Source organism: Ruegeria sp. YKSF131 (genome assembly GCF_059612645.1).
On record NZ_JBXWQZ010000011.1, the window covers coordinates 40,568 to 55,168 of the forward strand.

Annotated in this window: 12 protein-coding genes; 9 read left to right on the forward strand and 3 right to left on the reverse strand. The window is 57.9% G+C overall.

What is annotated here, in order from left to right; genetic code table 11:
• Positions 1 to 81: 81 nt before the first annotated feature.
• On the forward strand, positions 82 to 1,224 hold the full coding sequence (locus AC2FLZ_RS05830; RefSeq protein WP_496714350.1) for a HupE/UreJ family protein: 1,143 nt from the start codon (positions 82 to 84) through the stop codon (positions 1,222 to 1,224).
• Here the strand turns inward: AC2FLZ_RS05830 and AC2FLZ_RS05835 are convergent.
• Positions 1,221 to 1,841, reverse strand: a complete 621-nt coding sequence (locus AC2FLZ_RS05835; protein WP_480603486.1) for a thiamine phosphate synthase — start codon at positions 1,839 to 1,841, stop codon at positions 1,221 to 1,223. The genes AC2FLZ_RS05830 and AC2FLZ_RS05835 overlap by 4 nt on opposite strands.
• A 154-nt stretch (positions 1,842 to 1,995) precedes the next feature.
• Between AC2FLZ_RS05835 and AC2FLZ_RS05840 the strand changes: the two genes are divergently transcribed.
• From AC2FLZ_RS05840 to yghX, 4 genes are all read left to right on the forward strand, one after another.
• Positions 1,996 to 2,739: an RNA methyltransferase gene (locus AC2FLZ_RS05840; RefSeq protein WP_480473016.1), complete on the forward strand. Its 744-nt coding sequence runs from the start codon at positions 1,996 to 1,998 to the stop codon at positions 2,737 to 2,739.
• A 59-nt stretch (positions 2,740 to 2,798) separates the two neighbouring features.
• Entirely contained in the window at positions 2,799 to 3,944 is a 1,146-nt protein-coding gene (gene ctaA, locus AC2FLZ_RS05845) for a heme A synthase (protein ID WP_496881933.1), read from the forward strand.
• 4 nt (positions 3,945 to 3,948) lie between these two features.
• A complete protein-coding gene (locus AC2FLZ_RS05850) occupies positions 3,949 to 5,418 on the forward strand; it encodes a carboxypeptidase M32 (RefSeq protein ID WP_496808764.1) in 1,470 nt (489 codons plus the stop codon).
• Between the two features lie 63 nt (positions 5,419 to 5,481).
• Positions 5,482 to 6,378 (forward strand): YghX family hydrolase, encoded by an 897-nt coding sequence (gene yghX / locus AC2FLZ_RS05855; RefSeq protein ID WP_480517197.1) that lies wholly within the window; start codon positions 5,482 to 5,484, stop codon positions 6,376 to 6,378.
• A gap of 42 nt (positions 6,379 to 6,420) precedes the next feature.
• On the opposite strand, the gene gyrA is transcribed toward yghX, so the two are convergent.
• Entirely contained in the window at positions 6,421 to 9,111 is a 2,691-nt protein-coding gene (gene gyrA / locus AC2FLZ_RS05860; RefSeq protein ID WP_480553885.1) for a DNA gyrase subunit A, read from the reverse strand.
• A gap of 222 nt (positions 9,112 to 9,333) precedes the next feature.
• Here gyrA and AC2FLZ_RS05865 point away from each other — a divergent pair, with 222 nt between their 5' ends.
• Positions 9,334 to 9,603 carry an usg protein gene (locus tag AC2FLZ_RS05865; RefSeq protein ID WP_496881934.1) on the forward strand — a complete coding sequence of 90 codons (270 nt, stop codon included), beginning with the start codon at positions 9,334 to 9,336 and terminating at the stop codon, positions 9,601 to 9,603.
• Between the two features lie 111 nt (positions 9,604 to 9,714).
• On the opposite strand, the gene AC2FLZ_RS05870 is transcribed toward AC2FLZ_RS05865, so the two are convergent.
• On the reverse strand, positions 9,715 to 10,668 hold the full coding sequence (locus tag AC2FLZ_RS05870; protein WP_480517191.1) for a radical SAM protein: 954 nt from the start codon (positions 10,666 to 10,668) through the stop codon (positions 9,715 to 9,717).
• 163 nt (positions 10,669 to 10,831) lie between these two features.
• On the opposite strand from AC2FLZ_RS05870, the gene zwf reads away from it, so the two are divergent.
• Genes zwf through pgi form a run of 3 tightly spaced genes read left to right on the forward strand, consistent with a single transcriptional unit; the run spans position 10,832 to position 14,569 of the window.
• On the forward strand, positions 10,832 to 12,286 hold the full coding sequence (gene zwf / locus AC2FLZ_RS05875) for a glucose-6-phosphate dehydrogenase (protein ID WP_496881935.1): 1,455 nt from the start codon (positions 10,832 to 10,834) through the stop codon (positions 12,284 to 12,286).
• Positions 12,283 to 12,954: a 6-phosphogluconolactonase gene (gene pgl / locus AC2FLZ_RS05880; RefSeq protein WP_480473002.1), complete on the forward strand. Its 672-nt coding sequence runs from the start codon at positions 12,283 to 12,285 to the stop codon at positions 12,952 to 12,954. Before zwf ends, pgl begins: the two co-directional genes overlap by 4 nt.
• 4 nt (positions 12,955 to 12,958) lie before the next feature.
• Positions 12,959 to 14,569, forward strand: coding sequence for a glucose-6-phosphate isomerase (pgi, locus tag AC2FLZ_RS05885; protein ID WP_496881936.1), 1,611 nt, complete (start codon positions 12,959 to 12,961; stop codon positions 14,567 to 14,569).
• The last annotated feature ends 32 nt before the right edge of the window (positions 14,570 to 14,601 follow it).

Consider the following 14,601-nt stretch of genomic DNA (forward strand, 5'->3'; position numbering starts at 1 on the left):
TTGGGCTTGCGATCTGCGGCCTTCGCGGGAACAATCGAAAGCAATGATTGGTGATTTGATTTTCCTGTTGGAGCTTTTCGTATGAATGGCCCTGCTTTCCGCGCCATCTTTCGAACCCTCAAAACCTGTGCCCTGAGTTTTTTTGTTCTTGCAACTTTATATCCCGGATCGGGCAGGGCGCAATCCGCCCCGCCGACCGTTGTTGATTTCTGGATCAAGTCCAACACTCTGTTTCTTGAGTTGAAATGGAATGCCGAGGCCATGTTGACCGGGAACAATCCCGCGCAGCCCGCTGCGTTTTCCAACGATCCAAACTACAAATCCTTGCGGCGAATGGTTTCGTCTGAGCTGGAACCCCAGATCAAAGAGTTCGTTCATCTCTGGAAACAAAATCTTGTAGTGGAGGCACCAGAGCGATTGAGTTTGTCTTATGAAGGCGTGCGTATCCCTGTTGTGGGAGATACGGAGAAAGTGCGGGTTTCCAAACTGTTGCTGACTGCTCCTTTGCCCGATCAGGCGTCAAACCTGCGTCTGACCTGGCCGTCAGAAAGCGGACCAATCGTTCTGCGACAGCAAAATGTCGCGGCGCCATACACCGGGTATTTGGCTGCCGGTGAAGCCAGCCCGCTGATCCCCTTACAAGGCGGGGCGTCTCTGACAACGCAACAAACATTGCAGACATATTTCACAAAAGGGGTCGATCAGTTTCTCCGAAACCCAATTAAGCCATCCATTCTTGTTTTGGCGCTAGTGTTTCTGTCTTTGAAATTGCGCCCGGTGGTATCTCAACTGATGTTCCTGTCAGCGGGCGCCCTGATCGGGCTTGGGCTGGGATTGTATGGCGTATTGGATGCAGGAAAAGTGAGCGAGGCCCCTGTTCTGGTTGCTTCGACCATCGTTCTGGCGCTGTGGAACCTGGTTGCCCGGCGATTGCAGGTCTGGCGTTTGTTGGCGGTTCTCGCCATTGGCGGTTTTCAAGGTCTGGTAATTGCCTCGAACCTGATCGGGATCGGGGTGCCACCAGATCATTTGCCCCCGGCCATCCTGGGCTTTGGCGCCGGGAGTATTCTGCCGCTTGTTGTTGTGGCCCTTGCTGGGCTTGCTCTGTCGCTTTTGTTTTCTGGCGGCTCGCACCGAACCCGAGGCCGGATATCGGTTCTGGCCTCGATGCTGATTGCAGGTGCCGGTGTCTTTTGGATTGTCGAGCCTTGGGTGCTGGGTTAAAGCAACGCCGCCAGCAGCGTTTTCAGCGCCGCCAGCGGATCGTCACTGCCCCAGATCTCATCGCCAATGCCAAAGAAATCAGTGCAGGGGGCCAGGTCGCGGATCAGTTCGGGTGTCAGCCCACCTTCGGCCACAACCGGAACCTCAATCATCTCGGACCACCATTGGAACAGGTCCTTTTCGGCGCGGGTTCCGTCCCTCAGTTTGGCCGAGCCGACAGGACCGAAGGCCACATAATCCGCTCCGTTTTCGCCAGCAGTCATACCATCATGGCTCGACGCGCCGCAAAAGCTTCCGACGATTGCATCAGCGCCCAGTTCCTTGCGCGCGGTGCGGACCGAGCGTGCAGCATCATCCAAATGCACCCCGTCCAGCCCCAGACGCTGCGCCAGCAATACATGGTTCGAGATTACGATGGCCACGTCGCGCGCGTGGGCGATTTCACGGCAAGCGTCGGCCGCGCGAGCGATGGTATCTTCGTCACTTCCGGCCAACGCGAGGCGGACACAGGCAATCTCGACCCCGTCCAGCACAGTCGCCAGCTTGTTCGTGAACGTGCTCAACTCGATAGTCGGAGGCGTGATCAGGTAAATCTGCGGCTGCTCGGGGGTGTCCATGGGCGCGTCCTTCGGCTTTCAGTCTTTGGCGCGGTTTAGCGGATTGCGGCTGGGAAGCAAACTTTTATGGTCAAGAGCCTGCAAATAACGCCCTTGCGCCTTGCCCTGCAAGAGCCTGCCAATTACAGCAGGCCAAGTTTTCTTAAGGTGAGCCATGCCCAGCGACAAACCCCAGCCTTCCTTCGTTCTTGTGCGCCCGCAGATGGGTGAAAACATCGGCGCTGCTGCGCGGGCGATGTGGAACTTTGGGCTGGACCGGATGCGTATTGTAGCCCCCCGTGACGGCTGGCCGAACCCCAAAGCGGTGGCAATGTCCAGCGGTGCAGGGCGCTTGCTGGATGAGGCGCAGTTGTTTGATGATCTGGCCGGATCGCTGGCCGACAGCACGTTTGTCTTCGCCACAACAGCTCGTCAGCGGGGCTTGACCAAACCTGTCTACAGCCCCGAACACGCAATGAGGATTGCCGCCGAAAAGATCGCTGCGGGCGAGAAGGTTACAGTTCTGTTCGGCCCTGAACGCGCGGGGCTAGAGAATGAAGACATCGCCAAGGCCAACGCGATCATCTCGGTGCCGGTGAACCCGGAATATGCCTCGCTGAACCTTGGTCAATGCGTATTGCTGACCGCCTATGAGTGGATGCGCCAGACCGGGGATGTAGTGCATGAGTCGACCGACCTGGGCAAAGGCGACTGGGCCACGGGGATCGAAGTCGAAAAACTTGTCGAGCACTACGAGGACAGGCTGGAGGAGGCGGGGTTCTTCTACCCTCCCGAAAAGGCCGAAGGGATGAAGGTTAACCTGCGCAACCTGTGGTCGCGGATGCGGATGACACGGGCCGATGTGCAGATGTTGCACGGGATCATGCGGCAGATGGTCCGCTGGAAGGATAAAGGCTGAGGCTGGACCTATCTTCACCCAAGCCCTAGCTTGTGGCGAAATCAGGACATGAGGACAGCATGAGCGGTAAGCGCAGCATCTTCGAAGAGGTCACGGACACCGAAAAACAACAGGCGGTTCAACCCGGTATGATCGACCGGGGGCGCGGCGGCGCGCGCAACGCGATCCGCATCTGGCTGATGATCCTGATTGCTCTGGTCGTTGTGATGATCGCGGTTGGCGGCCTGACGCGCCTGACTGACAGCGGCCTCTCGATCACCGAATGGCGCCCGATCACCGGAGCTTTGCCGCCGATGACCGAGGCGGACTGGCATGCAGAGTTCGACAAGTACAAGCAGATTGACCAATGGCGCATCCAGAACCAGTGGATGGAGTTGGGTGACTTCAAATCCATCTATTGGTGGGAATGGGGCCATCGTCAGTTGGGTCGCATGATCGGTCTGGTCTGGGCCGTTGGATTTCTGACCTTTCTTCTCTCCCGCAAGATCCCGACAGGGTGGACGGGAAAGTTGATCGTTCCGGGTCTTCTTGGCGGTCTGCAGGGCGCTGTTGGTTGGTGGATGGTGGCCTCGGGCGTCACCCAGGGTGAAGGCATGACGGCTGTTGCAAGTTACCGTCTGGCAATACACTTGGGGCTGGCCTTTGTGATCCTGGGAGCCCTAGCCTGGTACATCTTTGAACTCGGCCGGGAAGAACGTGATCTGATGCAGGCGCGCCGGGCCAAAGAGGTCAGGCTGTTTTCATTGTCCACAGGGCTGATGCATTTCGCCTTTTTACAAATACTCATTGGCGCGCTTGTCGCCGGGATCGACGCCGGGCGGTCTTACACCGACTGGCCGCTGATGGGGGGGCACGTGCTGCCCCCGGATGCGACTATGTTGGAACCGATGTGGCGAAATTTCTTTGAAAGCCCCGGTCTGGTACAGTTCATCCATCGCTGTGCGGGGTATCTGCTGTTCATCTTTGCCGTCGTCGTCTGGCGACGTGGTGGCGGCAGCGCGCATCCGCAGACACGTTTTGCCTTTAACGCTGCTTTCGCCGCGCTTACGTTACAGGTCGTCGTCGGCATCGTGACCGTGGTTTATGGCGCGCCATGGCAGATCGCTATCTTCCACCAGTTTATGGCCGTTATCGTCTGGACGCTGATCCTGCGCGCGCGGTTCCTCACGGCTTATCCAATCGCAACATCTGTGCGCGGAGTTTAAAACTATGACCGCTTTCAATGAACTGATGACCTTTCAGCGGGAAACTTCGGCTTTGGGCCAGATCGCCGGTCGGCTTGGCTGGGATCAGGAAACCGTCATGCCGCGCGGCGCAGCGCCTCAGCGTGCCGAAGAAATGGCAGCTATCGAATCTGTCCTGCACGCGCGCCGTTCCGATCCTCGTGTTGCCGAATGGCTGGATCAGGCCGCACCTCAGGATGAGGTCGGCAAGGCGCAGATGCGTGAAATCCGGCGCGCATATGATCGCGCGGTGAAGGTGCCTGCCGATCTGGCGACGGCGATTGCCCGTGTGACGTCCGCTGCACAGGGAAAGTGGGCGCAGGCGCGCGCAGACGAAGATGTCTCGGCCTTTCTTCCCGTTCTGGAAGAGGTCGTGTCGCTGAAACGACAGGAAGGCGAGGCGCTGGCGCAAGGGGGCGACGTATACGACGCCATGGCCGGAGATTACGAACCTTACACGACCAGCGCCCAGATCGCGGATATCTTCGACCAGATGCGCCCACGACTGGTAGCCCTGCGTGCCGCCGTGCTGGAGCGGCCCGAGCCCGCTGCCCTGAACCGCAGTTTTGATGAGCAGACCCAGATGCGTCTGACACAAAAACTGGCGGTCGCCTTTGGCTATGACCTGAACAATGGCCGCGTGGACAAGGCGGTTCACCCATTCAGTTCCGGCAGCGGTCTTGACGTCCGCATCACCACGCGAACCAGCGAAACAGACCCGTTCAACTGTTTCTATTCCACCATTCACGAGGTGGGCCACGCCGCCTATGAACAGGGGATCGACGAGAAATACCTCCTGACACCGCTCGGGTCTGGCGTGTCGATGGGCGTGCATGAAAGCCAAAGCCGGATCTACGAAAACCAGTTGGGTCGGTCGCGGGCCTTTACCGGATGGTTGTTCGAACAAATGAAAGAGGCGTTCGGCGATTTCGGCATTGCCGATCCGGACGCGTTTTATGCGACGGTCAACCGCGTCCATAACGGCTATATCCGCACCGAGGCGGATGAGGTCCAATACAATCTGCACATCATGCTGCGGTTTGATCTGGAACGCGCGCTGATGGCCGGAGACTTGCAGGTCGGCGATCTGGAGGCCGCCTGGAATGATCGGTTCAAGGCAGATTTCGGTTATGCGGTCGACAAGCCCTCGAACGGTTGTTTGCAGGATGTGCACTGGTCGGTTGGGCTGTTCGGTTACTTCCCGACCTACTCGCTGGGCAATGTCTATGCTGGGTGCCTCTATCAGGCCTTGCGCGTCTCTGAACCCGATCTTGACGCGCAACTGGCCCGAGGCGACACGTCCGGCGCGACCGGCTGGTTGCGTGAGCATGTGCAGCAGCATGGCGGCCTTTATGCACCGCGCGAGGTGATTGCCCGTGCCAGCGGTGTTGAACCCGGACCGGACCCATTGCTAAGCTATCTTGAGGCCAAGTTCGGCGCGCTCTACGATTTGTGAGTTTCCGAATTGCCTCCCAAGCGTTAGAATCGGTGCACCGATACCATCGCCTGGGAGGCAACGATGACCGGAAAAGCCCGCAAGAAAGCCAGTGATTTTGATCCGCGTATCCTCGAGATATTCGACGGATATGTGCACGGCACGATGTCCAAGCGTGAGTTCATCTCAAAAGCCGGTAAATACACGGCTGCTGGAGTGACAGGCGCAATGATTCTGGACCAGTTGCAACCTAATTACGCCTGGGCGCAACAGGTGGCCCCGGACGATCCCGCGATCCAAACCATGGTGGTCGCATATGACAGCCCGGATGGGCATAGCGAAACTAGCGGCCTGATGGCGATGCCGGCAAATGCCGAAGGTAAACTGCCTGCGGTACTGGTCGTGCACGAGAACCGGGGTCTAAACCCTTATATCGAGGACGTTGTGCGCCGCGCGGCCAAGGCCGGTTTCCTGGCTTTTGGACCTGATGGGTTGTCCCCCCTTGGCGGCTATCCCGGTACTGATGAAGAAGGGCGCGAGATGCAGCGCTCGATGGACCGGGAAAAACTGATGGCGGATTTTTTTGCGGCTTTTGAGTTCTTACGTGATCACGAACTTTCGACAGGCAAGGTTGGCGCTGTCGGATTCTGCTATGGCGGAGGTGTTTGCAACGCCTTGGCCGTGGCCTATCCGGACCTTGCGGCCTCGGTGCCATTCTACGGTCGGCAACCACCAGCCGAAGATGTTCCGTCCATCGAAGCACCTCTTATGATTCACTATGCCGGTCTGGACGAGCGTATCAACGCTGGATGGCCTGCATATTCAGAGGCGTTGAAAGCCAATCAAAAGAAATTCAGCGTGCACTTCTATCCGGACGTCAATCACGGTTTTCACAACGATACGACGCCCAGGTATGACGAAGCCGCGGCAAATCTGGCATGGAGCCGGACCATCGCTTTTTTCAATGCCTACCTGACATGAACTGAACCCCGGGAATCGTCGAACCGGTGCCCGGGGTTACTGTCATTCTTCCTCGTCGCCCTGATCGGCGATCCACGCGACGCTGACGACTTCTTCGCCCTTGCCGGTATTGAATACCTTCACGCCACCTGCGGAACGTGAGCGGAACGAGATTCCATCGACCGGCACCCGGATAGATTGGCCTTTCGATGTGGCCAGCATGATCTGATCGTCGATCTCGACCGGGAAGGATGCAACCAAATCCCCACCGCGCATCGCTTTGTCCATCGCGGCTACGCCCATGCCGCCACGTCCGCGCACCGGGTAGTCGTGGCTTGAACTCAACTTGCCAGCACCACCGGCGGTGATGGTCAGGATCAGGTTTTCAGCCGCCGACATCTCGGCATATTTTTCCTGGCTAAAATCGCTGCTTGCTGCGGCTTCCTCCTCGTCACCAGCGTCTTCTTCGGTAAGCCCTGCAACTGCACGCCGCATCTTGAGATAGGCCACACGATCTTCGGGGGTCGCCTCGAAATGACGGATCACGGACATCGACACGACACGGTCACCGTTGGTCAGCCTGATCCCCCGGACACCTGTGGATTCGCGTGAGTTAAAGACTCGCACGTCGGTGGTCCGGAAACGGATCGCGCGGCCGGAATTGGTGACCAGCATCACGTCTTCGTCTTCTGAACAGATGCGTGCATTCACCAGTTCGACGCCGTCGGGCAGTTTCATCGCAATCTTGCCGTTGCGCCGGACATTGGTGAAGTCTGACAAGCGGTTACGACGCACGTCACCTGCGCTGGTGGCAAAGACGATCTGGAGGTTTTCCCATTCTTCGTCGGGTACATCCACGGGCATGATTGCGGCGATGGAAACACCGGTTGGGATCGGAAGAATGTTGACGATGGCCTTACCTTTGCCGGTACGCCCGGATTGGGGCAAGCGCCAGGTCTTGAGCTTGTAGACCATCCCATCTGTTGTGAAGAACAGCAGCTGAGTGTGGGTGTTTGCAACGAAGAGGTTGGTAACAACATCCTCTTCCTTGGTCTGCATCCCCGAAAGGCCCTTGCCACCGCGTTTCTGGGCGCGGAAATCTGCCAGCGGCGTTCGTTTGATATAGCCGCCCGAAGTGATGGTCACGACCATGTCTTCACGCTCGATCAGGTCTTCGTCTTCCATGTCGCCCGACCAGTCGACGATCTCAGTGCGGCGGTCGACCGCGAACTGTTCACGCACGCTGCGCAGCTCATCAGCGATGATGCTCATGATCCGTTCGCGTGAGGACAGAATATCAAGGTATTCCTTGATCTTGGCTGCCAGTTCTTCCAGTTCGTCCGTGACTTCTTTGACGCCCAATTGGGTCAGGCGCTGCAAGCGCAACTCCAGAATGGCGCGGGCCTGCACCTCGGTCAGGTTATAGGTGCCATCGTCATTCATCTTGGACAGAGGATCGTCGATCAGGCGCAGATAACTTTCGATTTCGGAGGCAGGCCAGCGGCGGGTCATCAGCTTTTCACGCGCTTGCGCCGCGTCCGCAGACGACCGGATCGTTGCGACCACTTCATCGACGTTGGACACCGCCACAGCCAGACCACACAGGATGTGGCTGCGTTCGCGCGCCTTGCGCAGGTCGTAGGCGGTGCGGCGGGCAACGACATCTTCACGGAAGTCGATGAACGAGGTCAGGAACCGGCGCAGGGTCAACTGCTCGGGGCGGCCACCATTCAGCGCCAGCATATTGCAGCCAAAGGAGGTCTGCATCGGCGAAAAGCGATAGAGCTGGTTCAGCACCACCTCGGGCGTCGCGTCACGTTTGAGCTCGACCACAACGCGCACACCGTTGCGGTCGGATTCGTCTTGTACATGGGCCACGCCTTCGATCCGCTTCTCGCGAACCGCCTCGGCGATCTTTTCAATCATCGCGGCCTTGTTCACCTGATAGGGAATCTCGTCGACAACGATGGCATAGCGGTCCTTGCGGATTTCTTCTACTCGGGTCTTGGCGCGGATGATGACGCTGCCACGGCCCTCCAGATAGGCCTTGCGCGCACCGGAACGCCCCAGCATCAGGCCACCGGTCGGAAAGTCGGGACCGGGGATGTATTCGATCAGCTGTTCTGATGTAAGGTCGGGATCGTCGATCAGCGCCAGAGTCGCATCGACCACTTCACCAAGGTTGTGCGGCGGAATGTTCGTCGCCATCCCCACGGCGATACCACCGGCGCCATTGACCAGCATGTTCGGGAAACGGGCCGGCAGAACCGTCGGTTCCCGGTCCTTGCCGTCATAGTTGTCCTGAAAATCAACCGTTTCTTTTTCGATATCAGCCAACAGGGAAGCGGCGGGCTTGTCCATCCGCACTTCGGTGTAGCGCATAGCCGCCGGGTTATCGCCGTCCATCGAGCCAAAGTTGCCCTGACCGTCCAGCAGCGGCAGCGACATCGAGAAATCCTGCGCCATCCGCACCAGTGCGTCATAGATCGCGCTGTCACCATGCGGGTGGTACTTACCCATCACGTCGCCCACCGGACGGGCCGATTTGCGGTACGACTTGTCGTGCGTGTTCCCCGTTTCGTGCATCGCATACAGAATGCGGCGGTGCACCGGTTTCAGCCCGTCGCGCAAATCAGGGATCGCGCGGCTAACGATGACCGACATGGCATAGTCCAGATAGGATGTGCGCATTTCGGATTCGATGGAAACCGTCGGGCCGTCGTAGACTGGGCGCTCGGGCGGGGTTTCATCCATGTTTTCAGGAATTTCTGGCGTATCGCTCACGTAAACTGCCCGTGTCTTGTTCTGGGTCTATATCTTGTGGGTGTATCTTATCAGACCCGGCACATAAGGTGCAAGCAAGCAGCGCCTTTACGGGGATTTTCCGCGGTAATACTCAAGTAACATATTGTTATATAAGTATTAGAAGTTTTTCGTGGTATCTTGAATGGACCTTGTATCAAGCAGGAGGTCTGCATGAACCCAAGCGAAACCGAATTGATGCTCAAGGGGTACGGGCTGACAACGGCTGAGTTTTTCTATCATATGCCCGACTATATCCACGTCTTGAACACGTTCATCTGGCAGGATTACGACCTTGCGCCGGATCATCCGAAACTGTTCAAATTCATCGACTTCTGGCAGCGCGAAATCGAAGGCCCGCTGCATTCGGTCAAATTCACCCATCGCAAAATGATCGCACCGGGTGAGTGGCGCAACACGGTGGGCGAGTTTCGTGTGAACTGAGCGAGAGGCAGGTACGAGTTCCGTTGGTGCATGCTCTTCAATCATTGAAGCGAAATGGTCGGCGCGTGTCTGATGATCCGTCCGAAGCGAAATCAGGAATTCCTGAATCGTTCAGCCAGAGCAACTGGCACCGCCCAGCACGCAGAATTTGGCACAATGGGGGTGGTTCAGGTGAACGTCAGCCTCGGATTCGGCCAGAGAATGCCCCATCTCGAACTCCGACTCGTAGGGCAGCAGGGTGCAGGCCAACACGGCAGGCCGGTCAGCGCCTTTCCGTTTCACCACCATGCGGGCGCTGGCGCACATCAATGCATCGGGTGACTTGTTCAGTATTCCCCAGCAAGCCGTTGTAATCTCGGGAACTTCGACAGTTTCGTCCATTTCCGGGAACAGGACGGTCCGAGCCGGGTTATGCGGGTCAATGTCAAAGCCGTGCTCTGTAAAGAATGCGGCATAACCCGCGCGACTTTCCGTGTCAGACTCACCCCAAACGGTGCGCCCGGCAACAGCCATGTTAAAGCCGTGATCGCGCAGCCACTTCATACCCGTCAGGGTTTTTTCAAAGCTCCCCTTGCCGCGTTCAAGGTCGTGCAGTTCTGCGCGGTAATGATCGACGGAAACACGCAGGGTCAGCTTGTCATTGAAAGTCCTTTGCAATGCCAGTAGCCCGTCGCGCACCTTGCGGCGCATCATCGGGGCCATCGCGTTGGTCAGGATCAGAACTTCGTATCCACGCTCCAGCGCGGCGCGGGTCATATCGATCATCTCGGGGTTCATAAAGGGCTCGCCGCCCGTAAAACCGATTTCACGCACAGGCCAATTGCGGGCTTCGATCTGATCCAGGTAGTCACGAACCTCGTCTGCAGTGATATAAACCAGTGCGTCATTGGTCGGGCTGCTGGCGATATAGCAGCTTACGCATTCAATATTGCACAGCGTGCCGGTGTTGAACCACAGGGTCTGAGGGTTGGTCAGGGAAACCTTTGCGCGGGTCTGGCCATCGGCCGTTACCAGTTTACGCTGAAACTTGCCGATATTGGCAAGCTGAGGGGCGTTGTCTTTCATTCCCGCATCCGGTTCGTTGAAGTCATCAAACTGATCTAGCCCTTTGTCGCGGATTTGGTAAGTCTGGTGCAGGGGTTCTGACAGAGTTTTGATCAACAAGATTTATTGAGCTTTGGTTGCGCTAACATTGGACATGCCGGAAGGGTCAGGGTAAGGACAACTCATGGTTTCACGTGTCATCCCTGTTGATCCATTTGATCTGATCATTTTCGGCGGCACCGGTGATCTGGCGCAGCGTAAGATCCTGCCTGCGCTTTTCCGTCGGTATTGTGCGGGTCAGTGGCACGAGGATGCCCGGATTATCGCAGCGGCGCGCGCCGGTCATTCGGCGGACGCCTTTCGTAAGATGGTTGCTGAGTCGCTGCAACGGCACGCTTCGGAACGCGCCCGGGATTCGCAAGCCCTGACCCGGTTCCTGCAACGGGTCGACTATGTATCGCTGGATGCCTTGACGTCGGAAGGTTGGGATGTACTGGGCGAAAAGCTCTCGCCGGACCGGGTTCGCGCTTTCTATTTCTCAGTCGGTCCCAGCCTGTTCGGGCCATTGGCCGAGCGGGTTAGGGCGTATAATCTGGTGACAGAAGAAACCCGCATCGTGGTCGAAAAGCCGTTTGGACATGATTTGGCAAGCGCGCGGGACTTGAATGCCACGCTGGCCGCGCATTTTAATGAAAATCAGATCTACCGGATCGACCATTATCTAGGCAAAGAAACCGTCCAGAATCTGATGGCGGTCCGCTTTGGCAATATGCTGTTCGAACCGCTGTGGAACAGCCAGTATGTCGACCATATCCAGATAACGGTTGCGGAAACTGTCGGTATCGCGGGGCGCGAAGATTATTATGAGCGCGCGGGTGCGATGCGGGATATGGTGCAGAACCACCTGATGCAGCTGCTCTGCCTGATTGCGATGGAACCTCCGGCCAAGTTCGATCCTGACGCAGTTCGGGATGAAAAGCTCAAGGTGATCCGGGCGCTTAATCCGGTTGAACCGCATCACATCGTGCGGGGGCAGTTTGCGGCCGGATCGGACGGGCCGGGATACCGGGACTGCGTTGGCAACCTGCGATCAACCACCGAAAGCTATGTGGCGTTAAAGGCCCATATCAGCAATTGGCGTTGGGCAGGTACACCGTTCTACCTGCGCACCGGCAAGCGTCTGGTGGCGCGCTCGTCGGTGATCAACGTGATGTTCAAGGACGCGCCGCACTCGATTTTCGGGGAAGAAGCGGGGCGTCACGCCAACACGTTGTCGATCCGGTTGCAGCCGAATGAGGGGATCACGCTGAAGGTGACGATCAAGGAACCGGGGCAGGGCGGGATGCGTCTGATCGATGTTCCCTTGGACATGAGCTTTGCCGAAGCCCTCGGCCCCGAAAATCAGGACCCGCCAGATGCGTATGAACGCCTGGTGATGGACGTGATCCGTGGAAACCAGACCCTGTTCATGCGCGGGGATGAGGTTGAGGCCGCCTGGGCCTGGACCGATCCGATCATCGCTGGATGGTTGGCGCGCGGGGACGTGCCGAAGCCTTATGACAGCGGCAGCACGGGGCCGGGCGACGCTGAACTGCTAATGAAACGTGATGGACGCCACTGGCAAGGGATAAAGCCATGAAAATTCAGGAATATGCTGATCGCGAAATGCTTGCCATCGACGTGGCCAACGTGTTGGCGGGCGATCTTGAGGCCGCATTGCTGCACCATGATACCGTTGCAATGGCCGTCCCCGGGGGAACAACTCCGGGCCCGGTATTTGACAGCCTGTGTGCCGCCGATCTTGAGTGGGATCGTGTGCGTGTGTTGCCAACGGATGAACGCTGTGTGCCAGCGGATCATGACCGCTCTAACGAGCGTTTGATCCGCGAAAGATTGCTGACCAGCAGGGCCTCTGTGGCGCAATATATTCCGCTTTATGTCCCTGGTGCAGAACCTGAGGCAGCGTTGCCCGAAATCGAGTCGCTGATTGCGCCGGTATTGCCATTGTCGGTGCTGGTACTGGGAATGGGTGAAGACATGCACACGGCCTCTCTTTTTCCGGGGATGGAAGGGCTGGAGGAAGCTTTGCGCAGTGATGCACCTACGTTGATCGTTGCCCGGACCGAAGTGCAGCCAGAGGCACGAATTTCCCTGACCGCTCCGGTCCTGGACGGGGCGCTGTCGAAACATCTGATCATCTATGGTCAGGCAAAGCGCACTGTTCTTGAAAAAGCTATGTCGCTACCGCCGGAAGAGGCACCGATCGCCGCAGTTCTTGGTGGCATGACCGTACACTGGGCGGAGTAAGGCAATGCATCTGGATGCTTTGAAAACACTGGCTCAGTCGAAAAGTGACCGTCGTATCCTTGACCTGTTTGCGGCAGATGCAAACCGGGCTGGAGCTTTTTCAACCTCATCCGGGGATATGGTCTTCGACTATTCAAAAACACAGATCGATGATGCGGTGCGATCCGCGCTCATTCAATTGTGTGCAGAGGCTGATCTGGCGTCTCGGCGTGATGCGATGTTTGCGGGCGAGAAGATCAACGAGACCGAAGGGCGCGCGGTGTTGCACACGGCCCTGCGCAACCTTGATGGCGGGCCGGTTGAGGTGGACGGTCAGGACGTTATGCCCGAGGTTCTGGACACGCTGCATCGGATGCGCGTGTTCACTGAAGAGGTGCGTGGCGGCGCCATCGCTGGGGCGGGGGGCAACTTTACCGATGTGGTCAATATCGGCATCGGCGGGTCAGACCTTGGCCCGGTCATGGCCACGTTGGCGCTGGCACCTTATCACGATGGGCCGCGGGTGCATTACGTCTCGAACGTCGATGGGGCGCATATCGCGGACACGTTGCGGCAGCTCGACCCGACGCGCACGCTGGTCGTTGTCGCCTCAAAAACCTTTACCACAATCGAAACGATGACCAATGCGCGCACCGCCCGTGCGTGGATGTCCGATGGCGGGGGGGATCCGTCGCGCCAGTTCGCCGCCGTTTCCAGCGCTTTGGACAAGACGCAGGCCTTCGGTATTCCCGAGGCGCATGTATTTGGTTTCGCCGATTGGGTCGGTGGGCGTTATTCGATTTGGGGGCCGGTCGGCTTGCCGGTCATGATTTCGGTTGGTTCAAAAGCTTTTGACGCGTTTTTGCGTGGCGGGCAGGCGATGGATCTGCACTTCCGCTCGGCTGACTGGGATGAAAACATGCCCGTGATGCTGGCATTGGTTGGCATCTGGCATCGACAGGTTCTGGGATATACCAGCCGTGCGGTGCTGCCTTATGACCAGCGGTTGTTGCGTCTGCCCGCTTATTTCCAGCAGTTGGAGATGGAATCGAATGGCAAATCCGTGGCGATGGACGGGTCGTCCTTAACCATGCCTTCAGGACCTGTCGTCTGGGGTGAGCCGGGCACCAATGGACAACACGCGTTTTACCAGCTGATCCATCAGGGCACGGATGTCATTCCCTGCGAATTCATGGTTGCGGCCGAGGGGCACGAACCCGAACTGACCCATCACCACCGTCTGCTTTTGGCCAATTGTCTGGCCCAGTCCGAGGCCCTGATGCGTGGCCGTTCGTTCGAAGAAGCGCGACAACGCATGGCGCAGCAGGGGTATCTGGGTGATGAACTGGACCGGCAGGCCCGGCACCGGGTCTTCCCCGGTAATCGTCCTTCGACAACGTTGATTTACCCCAAACTCACACCGTTTGTGTTGGGTCAGATTATTGCGCTTTACGAACACCGGGTGTTTGTCGAAGGCGTGTTGCTGGGCATCAACTCTTTCGACCAATGGGGGGTTGAGCTGGGCAAGGAACTGGCCAATTCGCTCGGCCCCATTGTGGACGGTGAAGAAAGCGCCGAGGGCAAGGATGGGTCGACCGCGGCCTTGGTCGCCTACGCACTGAAACACCGGGATTAGGCGGCGGGAATGTAGTCCGCTATCGGTGTGGG